Below are 17,119 nucleotides of genomic sequence, written 5' to 3'. Positions count from 1 at the left end.
AATAACCACTTTTCCATCTTTTAACTACTGACTTTTCCAAGAAATATGCTATGATTAAAAAAATCAGCAAAACAGAGGGTAGGGAGTTAGAGGATGGATAAAATTAGAATTAACAACTTGAAATTTTTCACAAAAAATGGTGTTTTGGCAGAAGAAAAACGTCTAGGACAGCAAGTAGAAATCGACCTTGAAATGCAGTTGTCGCTAGCCGAAGCAGGGCGAACAGATGATGTCACTCAAACTGTCAATTATGCCGAAGTGAATGAATTGATTGCCCAACGAGTAAACAATCACTCGTACGATTTAATCGAAGGGTTAGCGAGTGCTATTTTAGATGATATTTCCGCAGATTATCAAGAACAATTGAACAAAATTATCATTAAAATTAGAAAATATAGTGTGCCGATGCCCGGCCTTTTTGACAATATTGAAATTGAAATGGAGCGAGAAGTATAGATGATTGGCTATGTAGCATTAGGTAGTAACGTCGGCGATCCATACGCAAATTTAGTGAAAGCCCGCAATTATTTAAACGAAGACCCGCAGATTCAGGTCGTGGCTTCTTCAAAACTTTATGAAACGGATCCTTACGGCTATACAGACCAAGATGATTTTTTGAACGCCGTATTGAAAATTGATACTAGCTATACCGCTGAAGAGTTATTGGCTGTTACCCAAGGGATTGAGCAAGCAATGAAACGTAAAAAATTAATTCACTGGGGTCCGCGGATTATTGATATTGATATTTTATTATTAGGGGGGCAGTCAGTCACGTTGCCCCACTTACAAGTTCCTCATCAAGAATTAACAAAACGGTCATTTGTTTTGATTCCCTTAAGTGATGTTTACGCAGAGGAACAACTATTGGGCGCGCCAATAGCTACGTGGATTCAGCGCAGTGGCAATCAAGAAGAAGTGCGAGTAAGCGAAAAGGAATGGTAGAGATGGAGCAGGAAAAACAAGCGCAAATTGAGCAGGCAGTTACCACAATCTTAGAAGCAGTGGGGGAAGATACTCAACGGGCAGGACTCATTGATACACCCAAACGCGTAGCTAAAATGTATGCAGAAGTTTTTAGTGGATTAACCGAACCTGAATTTGACGATTATAAATTATTTGATAGCTTAAATGAAGGCGAAATGGTTCTAGTAAAAGATATTGCCTTTTATTCAATGTGTGAACACCATTTATTGCCATTTTATGGAAAAGTACATGTCGCTTATCTGCCAGAAGGTGGCAAAGTATTGGGACTAAGCAAGTTACCAAGATTAGTAGAACATTGTGCCAAACGTCCCACAGTTCAAGAAGATTTAACAGTGACAATTGCCCGCAAACTCCAAGAAAATATTCCCGTCAAAGGCATTGCAGTAGCCATTGAAGCGGAACATATGTGTATGACGATGCGCGGCGTGAAAACACCACAAAGTAGCACCAAAACATTTCAATTTACCGGACTATTTAAAGAACAAGAGTGGAAAAATCAATTTTTAATGGAGATACGTTAGAAAATGGAAATCATTGTTGGCACGAATAACCAAGGTAAGTTAAAAGAAATGCAATCAGGACTTAAGGACCCCGCTATTCAACTTGTCTCTTATCGAAAGTATACAACCAGTCAAGAACAACCTGCAGAAACTGGCACTACGTATGCTGAAAATGCTTATCTAAAAGCTCGCTTTTTCCAACAATTAATTGGCCGCCCAGTGTTAGGTGATGATGGCGGCTTAACGTTAACTGCTTTTCCTGATTTATTAGGTATTCATACAAGCCGCTTTTTCCATTCAGCCAATCCGGAAGAACAGAACCGCGAACTGTTGCACTTATTTGAAGGGCAACAGTCGACCCGAGAGTTAACCTTATCAGCCACGTTGGTCTATGTACTCGATGACGACAAACTGTTGCAAACGGAAGCCACTTTGACTGGTGAATTAGTTGAACCGCGCGGTACAGGTGGTTATGGCTTTGATCCGATTATTTATTTACCAGATCGAGGCAAAACCTTAGCGGAGTTGTCCACGAGTGAACGAATGAAGATAAGTCCTAGAATGCGGGCTTTACGAAAGATGATTCAGCAGATAAAGGAGCAATGTGACAATGATTGATTTAAAAAAGAATTACCAAATTATGGGGATTGTCAACACGACCCCCGACTCTTTTTCTGATGGCGGTAGCTACACAACGGTCGACGTGGCCTATCAACATGCGCTTCATCTACTAGAAGCGGGGGCCGATATTTTAGACATTGGCGGCCAATCCACACGTCCTGGCTACGAAGAAGTTTCTCCACAAGTTGAGACAGACCGAGTATTACCGTTAATTAAAAAAATACGTGAGACTTCTCTAGCGCCGATTTCTGTGGATACCTACTATCCCGAAGTAGCAGAAGCCGCGATCCAAGCTGGTGCCACAATGATTAATGACATCAAAGGATTAGACACTCCGGGGATGGCAGAAGTCCTCGCACAATATCCTGAAGTCCAAGTTGTGATTATGCATTCCAGAAAACACCAATCCCTTTCTTTAAAAGAAGAGTTGCACCAATTTTATACAGAAAAAATTGAACAATGCCAAAAATATGGGCTTTCCTTAGAAAAAATTTGTTTCGATCCAGGGATTGGCTTTCATAAAACTGTCGCAGAAAACCTTCAACTGTTAAAAGATCCTAACGCCTTTCGCTACCAAGATTATCCGTTACTATACGGCGTTTCTCGCAAACGAACCATTGGCGCTTTAACGAACGAACCAGAACCAGCCAACCGTGATTTTGGCTCAGCCGCTGCTTCCTTGTATGCAGCACAACAAGGCGTAGAAATTTTACGTGTTCATAATGTCCAAGGCTTAAAACAAACATTTGATGTCTGGCGAGCATTGTCGGAGAAGGAGTAAAGGCGGAGCAATAGACTAAACAGACCGACCATCAAAAAAGATGGTCGGTCTGTTTAGTCTAAAAAATTTTAGTTGGCTGAATCGTTTTATCCCAGTAAACGGTGCGCGATTTTTATTACAAAAGAAAGCGGCTGTTGAATAATCAGGAAAGTAAGCGTATTCTAGGAAGGTACAAATATGTTATACTACACAAGTAGGAAGTTTATGACGGTGGCAATTTCTCAAAAAAAGGGGGACTGCCAATGTTTTTGCTTGTTTGCTCTTTCCCTAGAAAGGAATAGTAGTGACTGTCTTTGAAGCATTGATGCTTGCGATTGCTTTCGCAACATTAATTGTCAAAATCAGTAATAAAAACGACAAAAAATAAACCCGTCATAACTTTTAGCGAAGATTGACGGGTTTATTAACCAATAAATTAAAGCTACCGTCTTAAACGGTCTACCCGAGAGCGTATGTCTAGTACGCTCTCTTCGTGTTTATTATAGCAAGTTGAAACGGAAAAGTCGAATAGTAAATAAAAAAGAAAGCGTATTCTAGGAAGGTGCAAATGTGTTATACTACACAAGTAGGAAGTTTATGACGGTGGCAATTTCTCAAAAAAGGGGGACTGCCAATGTTTTTGCTTGTTTGCTCTTTCCCTAGAAAGGAATAGTAGTGACTGTCTTTGAAGCATTGATGCTTGCGATTGCTTTCGCAACATTAATTGTCAAAATCAGTAATAAAAACGACAAAAAATAAACCCGTCATAATCTTTAGCAAGGATTGACGGGTTTATTTATCCACAATTAAAGCTACCGTCTTAAACGGTCTACCCGAGAGCGTATATCTAGTACGCTCTCTTCGTGTTTATTATAGCAAGTTGAAACGGAAAAGTCGAATAGTAAATCATATATGCGTGTTCAGTTGAAGCCGAATTAAACAGCAAAAGAAAAGTTTTGTAAAAACTTTTGAGCAATTTCGTAAAATGTTTCTTCGTCTAACGTATCTACATATTTTATTCTGCGTTGTGCCTGTTCTGTATAGTCGAGTGAATAGACTTGGAGCGTATTCACTTTACTTACTGCATTATCGGAGGTATGAAGTTTTTCGCTATAAATAGGGACAAGAAAAGGACGTTCCTTATCCAACGAGGTTATTGGACAGACAATAACTAAATTTGTTGAAATATTGTAACTGTCTTTGCTCATTACGAGAGCAGGTCGTCGTTTTCTGATTTCATAACCTTTAGAAGGCGCAAAGTCGATAATAACAATATCTCTTTGAGTTGGTTTATAGCCCATCAACTTCTCCTCCGCTAGGTGAATAATCAATCGCTAATTCAGGAAGATAAAACTCTCCTTCAGCAGTATTTTCAAAAAAATCTTCTACTTTTGGAATCAATGCGATGGAGCCATTATTTTTGCGAAGAATAACAAATTCTTCCCCTTCTTTAACTCCTAAAGTAGCAGGAATTGTTATAACTAATGAGTTTCCTTGTTTTCTTGTTTTTGTTGATGTCATAGCTAACACCTCCATTTTTTAATTAGTATAACATGTATTCACTAGGTAATACAAATTAGAGATGGAATGAAGCAACAAAAGTAGTTAAGTTGTATAAGTAACAACATTAATTGTCAAAATCAGTAATAAAAACGACAAAAAATAAACCCGTCATAACCTTTAGCGAAGATTGACGGGTTTATTTCCGTATTAAAATCAAGCTACCGTCTTAAACGGTCTACCCGAGAGCGTATGTCTAGTACGCTCTCTTCGTGTTTATTATACCAAGGTATCACCTAAAAAGCTAGCCGCTAAATCCTCAATAGGATCCAGCGGCTTTTTTAATTTTCTCTTGTCAAAATCGTTTGTGTAATTTCATACAATTGTTCTTTCGCTTGGGCCTTTGTTTCAGGAAGTTTGCTGATTTCTTTCAGCGCTTTTTCTGTGTAATGAGTGGCTAATTGTTGGGCCTTTTCTACGCCACCTAGTTCATGGACAAGACGATAAATTTCCTGTGTTTCTTCATCGGTCAAGGTTTCTTTTTTCATTAAAAGTGGCAACAAGACTTCACGATTGGCTTCAAGTGCATAAATCAAGGGCAAAGAATACACGCCTTGACGTACGTCTTCTAAGACGGGTTTGCCGATGGCATCGGCAGTTTGTGTATAGTCCAAAATATCATCAATAATTTGAAAAGCCAGCCCGATATTTTCGCCGATTTCACCACAACGTTTAGCAAAACGTTGGGAGGTGCCACTTTCATAGGCACCGACAAAACAACTTAGCGCAAACAATTCCGCTGTTTTCCCAGAAATGTTTTTTAAATATTGGTCAATCGTTACCTCGAAATTATAGCGATTGTCCATTTGACCAAGCTCACCAGTCAGGACTTTTTCCATACTGCGCGAATTTAATTGAATGCTTTTTAATGAAGAAGAATAATCAGATAAGAGCTTGAAACAGCAAACAAAAAGATAATCGCCTGTATACACGGCTGTGCTATTTCCAAAGCGCGAACGCAATGTTGGCAAGCCACGACGCGTATCAGCTTCATCGACAATATCGTCGTGAACTAACGTGGCGGTATGCAGTAATTCAATGGAAGCCGCTAACGCTGTCGCCTTTTTAGGGTCCCGCTGTTCACCAAAATAAGAGAACAACAGTTGGTAGGCTGGACGTAGCAATTTGCCGCCAGAATGAATCATGTCATGGACAGCAGCTTGAATCTCTTGATTATCGATTTGAACCGCTTGTTCCATCAAGCGAAGAGTAGTTGTTAATTCTTTTGATAACGTAGGATAGGTATTCCACATAGGATGTATATTCATAAGATGACTCCTTTAATTGTGGCGGACAGGTTTTCAATTAGAAAAATTGACTCCACTTATGTTTCGTTGTTTGTTCATAATTCAGTTGGAATTTTCGTAACGTCTGGACATGTTGTAGTAAATAATTAGCGGCAATCCCAATGGCAATCCCCGAGAGTAACCCAAACAGAGATAAAAATGGTAAGTACAGCATCGGCGCCCACGAATGAGCAAAGAAAGAGGTCGTTAGCAACTGACCAACGTTGTGTAAGAAACCACCAACGGCACTAATCCCAATAATGCTGACCCGTTTTGGCCCCAGCTGCTTGACAAGCAACATGCCGAAATAACTTAATAAGGCACCACTGGCACTATAGAAAAAGGTCGAAAGTGTGCCGCCCAGTAATGTCGTTAAAATCAAACGTAAACAGACCAAGAAAAAACTATCACGCTTACGCATGGTGAAAATCGCAATAATGGTAATTAAATTTGCTAGACCGAGCTTTGCCCCAGGAGCAAATGCGAAAGGGTAAGGAATCATATTTTCGATTAAACCAATAATGACCCCTTGGGCAACGAGCATAGCAATATAAATATTCTTGTGTAATTTGCTCATAGTTGTCGTGCTTAATAAATTAAGCTACCGTCTTCACTCCCATCAGAAGCTTCCACGGTGATAAACAAATTGTGGGGTAGACAGGCAATCGGGGTTTCACCAGGTTTTGAAATCCAGCCTCGTCGAACATCCACTAAGTCAGCACAGTTGGCTTCCTTCACGCGGATACGATCACCATCTACTTCAATCAGGTTGTAATCACCGTCTTTTGCTTCGTATTTATATGTATAATGCGGGCCGTCCTTTTTTAAGTCAAAGACTTTGATTACTTTGTTGTCTACTTTCAAGACTGCTTGATACGTAGCCGCTTCTTGACCACGGTTTTGCATGGCAAAAACAACAAGGGGCAGAAAAGAACCAAGAACTAAAATAGCAATAATAATAACGTCCCATGTTTTCAAGCGACTTTTCTTAATGAATTCTTTGATCGTCATTTTCTTCTCTCTCCTTTGGTGTTTTTTTCTTGTCTATCATAACATAATGAACGGAAAAGAAGTATTCTTTTCCAGTTGAGCCACCATATTATATAAAAGAAAATATGTGGGACAAAAGTCATGCTTGACTGCTGTCCCACATACTAAATCCTATGATAGTCAGCTGGAGACATGTGTCTCAGCTTTTGCTCGTAGTTGTCAATCGATTATCGATTGCTTACTTACCGCCGTATCTAGCTTTCGGGGTACCATACCACGCTTTACCAAGTTTGCGTTGAATCCATGGAATTACCCAGCGGTCTAAACCGACAGCACGGCCTGAACCGTTCATCAAAGCAAAAGCGACAAAGATAAACCAGATATTTACCCAATAGAACATGCCAGATAAACAGAAGGCAATTGTTAAACCAATTGTAGCAGCACTTGATAACCAAGTGAATAAACCAGCAATCAATGCTAAAGCAATACATACTTCAACGATTGTCATGAATTTTTGCATGAACAAAGCAACTTCTTGGTTTGGCATCATAAATTTCATTACGCTTTCGAACCATTTAGGCATGTGATCAAACACTTGCATTGGTGTTTCGCCGTAAGCGTAGCTTAAACCAAAGTGCGCTGCTTGTGTTGCCGCATCGGCACCACCGCTTGCCGCCGCATCCGCCGCACCACTTGCAGCAGTTGTTGCTGTTTCAGTTGCTTGAGAAGCACCTGTTGTTACTTGTTCTTGTAACCAAGGGAATGGGAAAACGACTTTATCTGTGAACCAAGAACCATCACCAAACCAAGTGCTTGGTTTCAAGTAATCGCCGTTGCCGACAATTTTCTTCATTGATTCGACTAACCAAACCATACCATAGAAGACACGTAGCGGAACACTCCACAAGACATTGCCATAACGAGACGTATGTCCGCGAGCAACAGAACGATCATCTTTAATATGGAAGATTTCGTGCATAATGTATTGGAACATGTAGTAACCAGAACGAATATCAAAGAAGTATTTCAAGTTAACGATATGTTTCATAATGATGGCTAAGAAACCACTCAAATGAATTTTATCGAATAAGTTGGCAACGCCCCATTTCGCGCCGATGGAAACCATGAATCCTTGGTAGTTTCCTTTAAAGGCGTGTTTTTCGCCACCTTTAATATCTGCAACGATGTTGGCAGCCGCAGTATGACCTGTTTGTTCAGCTGCTTGAACAATTTGAGGAGTTGGTGTATTTGGTGTTTCTTCGTAATAAACCAAGTCACCAATGATATAAATGTTTTTGTCTTCGTAGCCTTTAGCTTGCATGTATTCATTCGCAACTAAACGACTACCACGGGCTGCTTCTAAACCAAAGTCAGCGGCATCAGAAGTTGCTTTCACACCAGCTGTCCAGATTAACGTATGCGTTGGTACTTCAGAACCATCTTTTAATTTAATGTGATCTGCTGCAACTTCAACGATTGGTGAGTTCAATAATAATTGAACATTTTTCTTTTCTAGATAACGTTCTGCTTTGGCAGCATCGTTACGAGATAACATGTTTAAGATGGTTGGCATTGCTTCAACAACCATTAATGTAATTTCGTCTGGATCAATTTTGGCATCTTTCGCTAAACGATCTTTCCAGTCGATTAATTCGCCGACCATTTCGATCCCAGTAAAACCAGAACCACAGACAACGAATGTTAACATTGCTTTGCGTACTTCAGCATCTGGTTCGATGGCTGCTTTAGCAACGGTTGCTTCAATGTGATGACGAATTTTCACTGCATCATCAAATGACCATAAGGTGAAACCATTTTCTTTCACGCCTGGTGTTCCAAAGTCGTTTGGTTCGCCACCCATACCCAGAATTAACTGGTCAAATGGATAAGAACCTGCTAAAGTTTTCACAACTTTATTTTCTTTGTCGATCCCAGTAACAGTATCTGTTACCAATTTTACGTTTTTCTTGCGTGAGAACAAACGTTGTAAGTCGTATTGAATTGCTTCTGGTTCAACACGTCCGCCTGCTACTTCATGCAATTCGGTCATCATAGTGTGGTAAGAATGGCGATCAATCAATGTGATTGTTACGTCCGTATCTTTTTTAAATTTCTTTGCTAGAAATTTAGTAGCTGAAACGCCAGCATACCCAGCACCTACAACGACAATATTTTGCTTTGTCATTGACAATCCGCTCCTTAATATTGTAAGTAGTAAAATAGTGATAATGATTAATAAGTACACAATCGACTAACATTATATAAGTATTTCACGAATTTGTCTAATATAAATTTTAATTGTCAACAAATTTACTCCAACGATGAGTTTTTGATGAAAAAAAGACCGAAATGTAAATATTTTTAGGGGATGGTCTTGACAACGTTTTTAAAACCATTATAATGTGTAATGTATCACAAACTTTTGATGTTTGTGAAAATCATGAAAGAAAAGGTGACTATCAATGAAAGTGAATAAATTTGTTAAAGGTTTTGCGGCAATTGCATTATTTAGTTTAGTATTAGCAGGCTGTGGCGCAGACAAGAAAGACAACACAACGAACTCTTCTAGCGCAGCATCTTCAGAAACGAAAAAATCAACTGAATCATCAGCACCAGCGAAAAAAGTTGCCGGTGGCGATTTAAAAGATGGTACGTATAAATTAGAAGAAAAAAATGAAAAAAATGGTTACCGTGCAGTCTTTGAAATGACTGTAAAAGACGGCAAAATCACTGAATCTAAATATGACAACATCAATGCTGACGGCAAATCTAAAACAGAAGACACTAAGTATGAAGAAAGCATGAAAGCAAAATCTGGTGTTGGACCAAAAGAATACATCAAACAATTAAACGATTCTTTTGTTAAAGCACAAAGCGCAAGCGGTGTGGAAGTAGTAACTGGTGCGACTCATTCATCTGAATCATTCCAAAACTACGCACAACAATTAATCCAAGCAGCACAAGCTGGTAACACAGACACAATCGAAATCGACAATGGGGCAACATTGAAAGATGGTACGTACTCATTGAAAGAAAAAAATGACTCAAACGGCTACCACACAACATTCTCAATGACTGTGAAAGATGGTAAAGTGACTGAATCTAACTACGATAACGTGAACGCTGACGGCAAATCTAAAAAAGATGACACTGAATACGAAAGCAAAATGAAAGACGTTGCTGGCGTTGGACCAAAAGAATATATCGAAACATTAAACAAAGAATTTGTTAAAGCAATGGGCGAAGAAGACGGCTCACCTGCAGGTGTTGAAGTGGTAACTGGTGCAACACACAGCACACATTCATTCATCAACTACGCACAACAATTAGTGAACGCTGCTGAAAAAGGCGACACAACTGAAATCGTTGTTGACAACATCGTAACAAAATAAGTAATAATAAATGAATCGTGAAGTAGTTCCTGAAACGCTTTTCAGCAATTACTTGACACCATTGAGGGGTTGGGAAAAAGTCGGTTGGCTGACTTTCCCGCCCCTTTTTCTTCGCTAGTTCTGTCCATCATTTCACAAATTTTTTCACAGAAATTTGTGAATTTCCAAGAGAAAGACTTTTCATTTTTTCCAAAAAAGGCTACTATGCAAGAGAACTTATTTTTTAATTAAAGAAGGAAAGAAGAGGGAATCCTATGAAAAAGAAACTTCTGCTCATGATGAGTGTTCTAGCAGTGCTGTTTGTGGCAGCTGCTTGTTCCTCAAAACCAGAAGCGAAAATTAATACAGAACCATACTCTGACCGTCAAACAATGCTTGGTACCTACGTTCAAATTCGCATCTACGATGATGGCAAAGAAGACGTCTTACCGAAAGCCTTTGCCCGCGTCAAAGAACTAGGCGATAAAATCACGGTCAACCAACCAGGTTCAGAAATTGATGAAATCAACCAAGAAGCAGGCGTAAAACCAGTCAAAGTCTCAGATGACCTGTATCCTTTGTTGAAAAAAGCCTATGAATACAGCAAAGACTCCCGCGGCGGCTTCGACATGGCAATTGGCCCAATCACTTCTATGTGGCACATTGGCTTCGATGATGCCCGCAAACCAAGCCAAGCCGAAATTGATCAAGCCTTGAAACTCGTTGATTACACGAAAGTCAAATTCAACGACAAAGAGCAAACCGTTTACCTTGAAGAAAAAGGCATGCAATTGGATTTAGGCGCAATTGCCAAAGGCTTCATCACCGACGAAGTCGTGAAAGTCCTCAAAGACAACGGCGTCACCACCGCTATCGTCGATTTAGGCGGGAATGTTTACGTCTTAGGACACAGCCCACGTGGCAAAGACATGGACTGGACAGTCGGCATTCAAGATCCGAATAAAGCCCGCAACACAGTCTTAGGTCAAGTCAAAGAAAGCAACAAAACCTTAGTCACATCAGGAATTTATGAACGCTACTTAAAAGTCGATGGTAAAACGTACCACCATCTCTTCGATCGTGAAACTGGCTATCCGTTTGATAACGACATCGCGGGTGTCACCATTATCACCGACAAATCCATCGATGGTGATGGTCTCTCAACAGCCGTCTTCTCAATGGGCGTCAAAAAAGGACTAGAATATGTCGAAAGTCTGAAAGGAACCGATGCCATTTTCGTCACAAAAGACGACAAAGTCTACATCAGCAAAGATATCGAAGGCAACTTTGAAATCGGCAAAGACTCTGGCTATACGATGGGGAATCGGGCCGATTTGAAATAAGGAGCGACTAAAAATGTCTTTAAATGTGTTTTTAAAAGTAGTGGAAATTCAGACGAAGCTTGCCAGTCTCTTTCCCTTCATTATCGGGGTCTTGTTTTCAATGACCTATTTCGGGGAAGTTCAGTGGAGCAACACGCTGGTTTTCTTCATTGGCATGGTGGTCTTTGATATGGCCACCACCGCCATTAATAATTACATGGACTTCAAAAAAGCCAAATCTGACGTCTATAAATATGAAGAAAATATTATCGGACAATCAGGCGTTTCACCACAACTAGTTCGCAACATGATTTTCGCCATGATTGCCTTCACTGCCGTTGTGGGTGCGTACTTAACGGTTCAAACCGGCTGGCTCTTCCTCGTATTAGGGGGGATTTGCTGCTTCATCGGGATTTTCTACACGTATGGACCGATTCCGTTATCCCGCATGCCCTTAGGGGAAATTTTCAGTGGCTTCACGATGGGCTTAGGCATCTTCGTCTTAGCCGTTTACTTGAACGTCGTCACCAATCCGCCGTTTTACTTAACGGTCGATTTTGCTAGCGGCGCCTTTCGCTTAGACGGCAATCTCTGGGCGGTGCTTGCGATTGTTGTGGCGTCCTTGCCCTTGGTCTGTTCGATTGCTAACATCATGCTCGCCAACAATTTACGGGACTTAGACACGGATATTGAGAACCACCGTTATACATTAGTCTATTATATCGGGCGCCCAGCAGGGATTGTGCTGTTTCAAGTGTTAGCGCTAGCTGGGTATCTGGTGATTTTATTCGGCTTCATTAGTGGTATTTATCAATGGCCAGTGTTAATTACATTTGCTACTTTGCCTGTCATTTGGAAAAATATTCAAACGTTTAAACAAGAATTGCCGCAGCCGAAAAGTTTCCGTCATTCCATTAAAAACTTAATGGTTTTCAATGGCACCTATGCCTTAGGGCTATTAATTAGTGCGTTGCTTGGCTAGATTCTTAAAAAAGTAGAAGAAAATACGAAAAAAATACTGTTTTTTTTCAAGCGACTTCTTCAAAAGTGTTACACAAAGCTCAAAAAGTTAGTATCAATTACTAACTTTTTGAGCTTTTCTCGTTAAATGGATAGAAACCTTAAACTTTTGTCGGGGATTTTTGATAAAAATTGACTAAAATCGCCTTTTTTTAGTAACGATTATTAAATAACAGGTGTTGTAAACCCTGGTATAACAAGAACTTTCAAAATTTTCGCAAGAGGTGCGAAAAAAACGTCAATTCCTAAGGGGGGGTTCTTTGTTATTATAGAGGTATGAAAAAAGGTTGTTACACATTCCTTGTATAAAAGATCAACGAATACAAGTGAATCTAAAGGAGGTTTTTAAATGAAAAAAAAGCGTTATTTAATGATTGTGTGTCTACTATCTTCTCCTAGTTTTTTTATAAATGTTGAAGCATCTGATGGTGGTTCTAGTTCGGTGGGGATTGAATTTTACCAAAATCCGAGAACACCCGCTCCTAAAGATGCCCCACCGAAAACAGATGCGCCAGCTGCTGATCCCAAGGAACCAGCTGGTCCTCCGCAAGGAGATCAACGAAGTGGTGGTTCGACACAGACCACCACAACTGGCTCGCAGCTCCCTCGTACAGGGAGCAAGAGTCAGGCAAATCTTAGCATTCTCGGCTTAGCCTTAATCGGCTTGGCGGGAATGGTACATAGAAAGAAGGGACGACATGAAGCAAACTAAGTGGCAACGATTAGCAACCATTGGCTTGTGTAGTTCTTTAGTGATTAACGCTTTTTCTGACGTGACCGCAGTTGCGGAAACAATCACGATTGAAAGTAGTCCGACAGTAGCAAGTAGCGCTAAGGAAGCAACATCAGCAAGTAGCGCAACGCCAGCAAGTACGGAAATCAGTCAAGAAACGACTGAAACGAGTCGGGAAGAAGTAACACAGGAAACAGAGAAACCAGAAGTAGTGGAAAAAATAAGTGATGATAAAGAAAAAACTGTAATTAGTGATTATCTTAATAAAGGAGCTAAAACAATTCCAGAAATTAATAAAATTTCTCCTAAGGCTACTTATAATTTTCCAAAAGTGAATTATCAGTTTGGTTTTGTTGATGAGGCAGGAAACTTAATGAACCCAGCCCCGTTTTCTATTCTCTTTGATTACGCCAGAGGGGATAGAACAACTGTGCCAGTTAAATGGACTGTTATATCTGCTAATGAAAAAGCTACCGATTCAGCAGACAATTTAAAAAATATGGTTGTTCCAGCTGTTAGTTTAGCGCAACCTGCTGGAGGAGCAATATATTCAGTACCAAGTAATTTTAGGTTAACAATACCAAAGTATTATAGTTCTATTAGTATTTATAACTCTGATGGTAAGATAAATCCTAAGTATCCAGTGCCTATAGTTAAACAATATGACAGTGGTGTAATAAATAATTGGATTGACGAATTTCATGCCTTAAATTTAACCAAGGATGAAGCCGGATACTATAAAATGTATGATACTAGCGTGGATGGACATGGTTATCCTTTATTAATGCAAAGGTATGTAACACCTCCAGGCAAGATTTCTCATAATGTCTATACATACTTTAGTGGGCCAGTATACTATCACTTAATTAACCGCAAAGTCACCGAAAACTTCGTGGACGACAACGGCACTAAAATCACGCCACCAACAGGCTTCACGCAAGGGAAACAAACCGTTATCGATAGTGACCCATACACCTTTAAACAAAGTGGCACCTTGCCAGAGACTTATAAAGCAAGCAACGGCAAAACCTATAAGTTCAAAGGTTGGTACAAAGGCAAAACCAAGCCAAACACCTTGACCGCCACCAAAGCGCCAAGCTATGCGGTGACTTATGATGATAATGATGATTTGAATGTGGTGTATGAGGAGATTGAAGCTTTTGATTTCCCAGCACTGACCTATCAATTCGGGTTCGTTGGTGAAGATGGAAAATTAGCAAATCCTGCCGATATTAATATCACCTATGATTACAAAACCAGTGCTTATAGAGGAACAGGAGGGGGAGCAGATGATACTGTTTCTTTTGGAACCATTGCCACCAATCAAAGTGCCACAACAGTAGGCAACTTAAAAAACGTTACAATGCCTGCAACATCTATAGCTCGCCCTACTGAAACAGGTTATAATGGAGATGCGTACGCTAATTTCTCAATTAAACTTCCAAGGTACTATCAATCGTTAAATCTTTATGATAAAACAGGCAAAATCAATCCAAGCTATCCATTGCCAGCATATACTAGGAAATATAGTGTCCGCTATGATGATCAGATTCTCCCAGAAGCATCGGTAATTGCTTTTTTAAGATTGACACAGAAACCAGATCAGAGTTATGCGCCATATGAGTCATATTCAGTGGTGGATCCTAGTGTAAAATATCCAGAATTTTTACAGAGAGTAATTTATAGTACTGACATGGTCTCTGGATATGCAAATTATACAACTTTCAGTAGTCCAGTTTATTATCACTTAACTAATCGCAAGGTCACTGAGAACTTCGTCGATGCCAACGGCACTAAAATCACGCCGCCAACAGGCTTTACGCAAGGAAAACAAACAGTAATTAACAGTGACCCATACACCTTTAAACAAAGTGGCACCTTGCCAGACACATACACAACAGGTGGCAAAACCTATAAGTTCAAAGGTTGGTACAAAGGTAAAACCAAGCCAAACACCTTGACCACGACTAAAGCACCAAGCTATGCGGTGACCTATGATGATAATGACGATTTGAATGTTGTGTACGAAGAAGAGACAGTCACAACATTGTATCCATCAATGAATGTAAACTTTGTAGATGAAAAGGGTGTTGGCTTCACGCCTACCTTGACTTTTGGCGGGAAATATCGAGTTCGAAGAACGAGTGATTTATTAGATATCGACTTATACGATGTAACATCAAAAAGTAAAGGGAATGGGCAATATACAATAAGCGCTAATTATGGAATGATGCCGCTGTCTCCAGAGTTGCTTAAAATTTATGGAAATAATATTGCGGTCAATGGGAGAAATCAACTGCACTTCCGCTTCAATCAATTCTCTATAACAAATCAATTGAAATATGTTGATAGTATCGCCTTGGATACGACGAAAACAACCTATAAGGTTACACGGTATGATTATACGCCGAATGCCTCGACAATCTTTGATGTGAATCAGCCACCTATAATAGAGGATGCTAACGTAGGCGGGTTAGACAAGTTCACTAGTACAAATGGCTACTTTGTTCAAGATGCTAGTACTCTTTTATATATGGATATCAGCTCATATATGAACTCAATCCGTATGTTCGGTTTCAATACAACAAATACAATTAACTCTATGGCTGTCTACACAGTCACCCGTAAACAAGTCACCGAAAACTTTGTGAACACAAGTGGCGCTAAAATCACGCCGCCAACAGGCTTTACGCAGGGGAACCAGATTCCCATGACTAGCAACACCTTCAAGTACACAGCCGCAAAAGCCTTGCCAGCAACTTATACCGCAGGTGGCAAGACCTATACTTTCCAAGGCTGGTACAAAGGTAAAACGAAGCCTAATACTTTAACAACCAGCACTACGCCAACATACAATACAACCTTTGATGGCAATGACGACATGACGGCGATGTATAAGGAAGAAGTGCCCAAAGCAAGTGTCGCTTTAACTCGCACTACCGCTGAAACCGTGACTAGCGGCGGCAATGTCACCTGGCGTGCCACAATTACCAATACAAGCCAAGCGCCACTAACCACGGCGACCATCAAGAAATCAACCGCTTGGACAACTGGCTTAGCAGCACCAACTGCCATGATTGTCACGCCAGCTGGCGGCACCGCGAAAACAGTCCCCGTCACAGCAACTACGTGGACCAATGGTGTTAGCTTAGGCACTGACATTCCCGCAGGAAAATCTGCCACGGTTCAGTTCACTACGAAAGCGACGGGAACAGCGGGGCAAGTCTTGCGCGCTGGGATTACCACCAGTGGGAATTACAGTGGTGTTTCTACTTCGGCCACCGTACGTGTGAAAGACAATGATCAAGCAATTGTGACACCAACGGCTGAAGGCTTCATCAGTGTTCCAACCTTCAATTTTGGTCAAGTTGGGGTAGCGGGAAGCACGCAACAGCACAGCTTGAAAAAAGCCGCTGATTACTATGGCAACGGCACACGCAATCCCTATCTGCGGATCAAGAAAACCCAACCGAATTGGAGCCTAACGGCGCAGCTGTCGCAACCGAAATCAGCGACAGACAGCTTGCCTACAGCGACCCGCTTATTATTAGGGGCGGCTCCTGTTTCGAGTTTCTCAAATTACAACCAACCTACCGAGTTGAAAAATGCGGTCGGTACTACGAGTGCCATTAGCTTGAATGCCAACAACACGGCCACTAGGATTATTGCCAACCAGCAATTCACTGGGAGTAATATTTATCAGTTGGACTTCACCTTCAACAATGTCAAACTTGAAGTGCCAGCCAACCAAGGGGTCAAGGGGCAACAATACCAAGCCGCAATTACGTGGAACCTAGTTACAGGTCCTTAAAATAGTTAAGTTATCATGAGGAAAGCTCAAAATGTTAGTGGTTGATACTAACATTTTGAGCTTTTTCTTATAAAAATTAAGGGGTTTGGCTGAGAATCAGAAGCAAAATGGCAGATTTTCTTGGTTTTTCGCGCATTTTTCTAGTAAAAAAGGACTCTTCT

Annotated in this window: 16 protein-coding genes; 10 read left to right on the top strand and 6 right to left on the bottom strand. The window is 40.5% G+C overall.

The features are described 5' to 3' along the window. Positions 1–93 precede the first annotated feature (93 nt). From folB to folP, 5 genes are read left to right on the top strand one after another with little or no spacing between them, the layout of a single operon-like run. Entirely contained in the window at positions 94–456 is a 363-nt protein-coding gene (folB, locus tag IGL56_RS12575; protein ID WP_002354733.1) for a dihydroneopterin aldolase, read from the top strand. Beyond that, positions 457–942: a 2-amino-4-hydroxy-6-hydroxymethyldihydropteridine diphosphokinase gene (gene folK, locus IGL56_RS12570; RefSeq protein WP_002354734.1), complete on the top strand. Its 486-nt coding sequence runs from the start codon at positions 457–459 to the stop codon at positions 940–942. After that, entirely contained in the window at positions 936–1,505 is a 570-nt protein-coding gene (folE, locus tag IGL56_RS12565) for a GTP cyclohydrolase I FolE (RefSeq protein ID WP_002383148.1), read from the top strand. The genes folK and folE overlap by 7 nt, the downstream gene beginning before the upstream one ends. A 3-nt stretch (positions 1,506–1,508) precedes the next feature. After that, positions 1,509–2,102, top strand: coding sequence for a non-canonical purine NTP pyrophosphatase (locus tag IGL56_RS12560; RefSeq protein WP_002354736.1), 594 nt, complete (start codon positions 1,509–1,511; stop codon positions 2,100–2,102). Continuing rightward, positions 2,095–2,886 (top strand): dihydropteroate synthase, encoded by a 792-nt coding sequence (gene folP / locus IGL56_RS12555; protein ID WP_010816067.1) that lies wholly within the window; start codon positions 2,095–2,097, stop codon positions 2,884–2,886. Before IGL56_RS12560 ends, folP begins: the two co-directional genes overlap by 8 nt. A gap of 914 nt (positions 2,887–3,800) precedes the next feature. Here folP and IGL56_RS12550 read toward each other — a convergent pair. The 6 genes from IGL56_RS12550 to IGL56_RS12525 form a co-directional block, all read right to left on the bottom strand. Further along, positions 3,801–4,166, bottom strand: a complete 366-nt coding sequence (locus IGL56_RS12550) for a type II toxin-antitoxin system PemK/MazF family toxin (protein WP_002370162.1) — start codon at positions 4,164–4,166, stop codon at positions 3,801–3,803. Further along, on the bottom strand, positions 4,156–4,401 hold the full coding sequence (mazE, locus tag IGL56_RS12545) for a type II toxin-antitoxin system PemI/MazE family antitoxin (protein WP_002385128.1): 246 nt from the start codon (positions 4,399–4,401) through the stop codon (positions 4,156–4,158). Before mazE ends, IGL56_RS12550 begins: the two co-directional genes overlap by 11 nt. A 305-nt stretch (positions 4,402–4,706) precedes the next feature. Beyond that, on the bottom strand, positions 4,707–5,693 hold the full coding sequence (locus IGL56_RS12540) for a polyprenyl synthetase family protein (protein ID WP_002354740.1): 987 nt from the start codon (positions 5,691–5,693) through the stop codon (positions 4,707–4,709). A gap of 37 nt (positions 5,694–5,730) precedes the next feature. Further along, positions 5,731–6,288, bottom strand: a complete 558-nt coding sequence (locus IGL56_RS12535) for a Gx transporter family protein (protein ID WP_002354743.1) — start codon at positions 6,286–6,288, stop codon at positions 5,731–5,733. An 11-nt stretch (positions 6,289–6,299) separates the two neighbouring features. Beyond that, positions 6,300–6,722, bottom strand: coding sequence for a NusG domain II-containing protein (locus IGL56_RS12530; protein ID WP_002354745.1), 423 nt, complete (start codon positions 6,720–6,722; stop codon positions 6,300–6,302). Positions 6,723–6,939: 217 nt separating this feature from the next. After that, on the bottom strand, positions 6,940–8,886 hold the full coding sequence (locus IGL56_RS12525; RefSeq protein ID WP_002354747.1) for an NAD(P)/FAD-dependent oxidoreductase: 1,947 nt from the start codon (positions 8,884–8,886) through the stop codon (positions 6,940–6,942). Positions 8,887–9,163: 277 nt separating this feature from the next. Between IGL56_RS12525 and pplA the strand changes: the two genes are divergently transcribed. From pplA to IGL56_RS12500, 5 genes are all read left to right on the top strand, one after another. Beyond that, complete coding sequence (gene pplA, locus IGL56_RS12520) at positions 9,164–10,093, top strand: extracellular electron transfer flavoprotein PplA (RefSeq protein ID WP_002368513.1); 930 nt, start codon at positions 9,164–9,166, stop codon at positions 10,091–10,093. Between the two features lie 254 nt (positions 10,094–10,347). Next, complete coding sequence (locus IGL56_RS12515) at positions 10,348–11,415, top strand: FAD:protein FMN transferase (protein WP_263306710.1); 1,068 nt, start codon at positions 10,348–10,350, stop codon at positions 11,413–11,415. Between the two features lie 13 nt (positions 11,416–11,428). After that, on the top strand, positions 11,429–12,376 hold the full coding sequence (menA, locus tag IGL56_RS12510) for a 1,4-dihydroxy-2-naphthoate polyprenyltransferase (RefSeq protein ID WP_002354752.1): 948 nt from the start codon (positions 11,429–11,431) through the stop codon (positions 12,374–12,376). A 387-nt stretch (positions 12,377–12,763) separates the two neighbouring features. Further along, positions 12,764–13,126 carry an LPXTG cell wall anchor domain-containing protein gene (locus IGL56_RS12505; RefSeq protein WP_002370158.1) on the top strand — a complete coding sequence of 121 codons (363 nt, stop codon included), beginning with the start codon at positions 12,764–12,766 and terminating at the stop codon, positions 13,124–13,126. After that, the gene (locus tag IGL56_RS12500) at positions 13,113–16,958 is read left to right on the top strand and encodes a WxL domain-containing protein (RefSeq protein WP_065813725.1); all 3,846 of its coding nucleotides are present in this window, start codon (positions 13,113–13,115) and stop codon (positions 16,956–16,958) included. The genes IGL56_RS12505 and IGL56_RS12500 overlap by 14 nt, the downstream gene beginning before the upstream one ends. Positions 16,959–17,119: the final 161 nt, after the last annotated feature.

Source organism: Enterococcus sp. DIV1316a, from assembly GCF_050536915.1.
Classification (GTDB): domain Bacteria; phylum Bacillota; class Bacilli; order Lactobacillales; family Enterococcaceae; genus Enterococcus; species Enterococcus faecalis.
The sequence above is the reverse complement of the archived record's forward strand: the minus strand, read 5'-3'. Positions and strand labels throughout refer to the sequence as shown.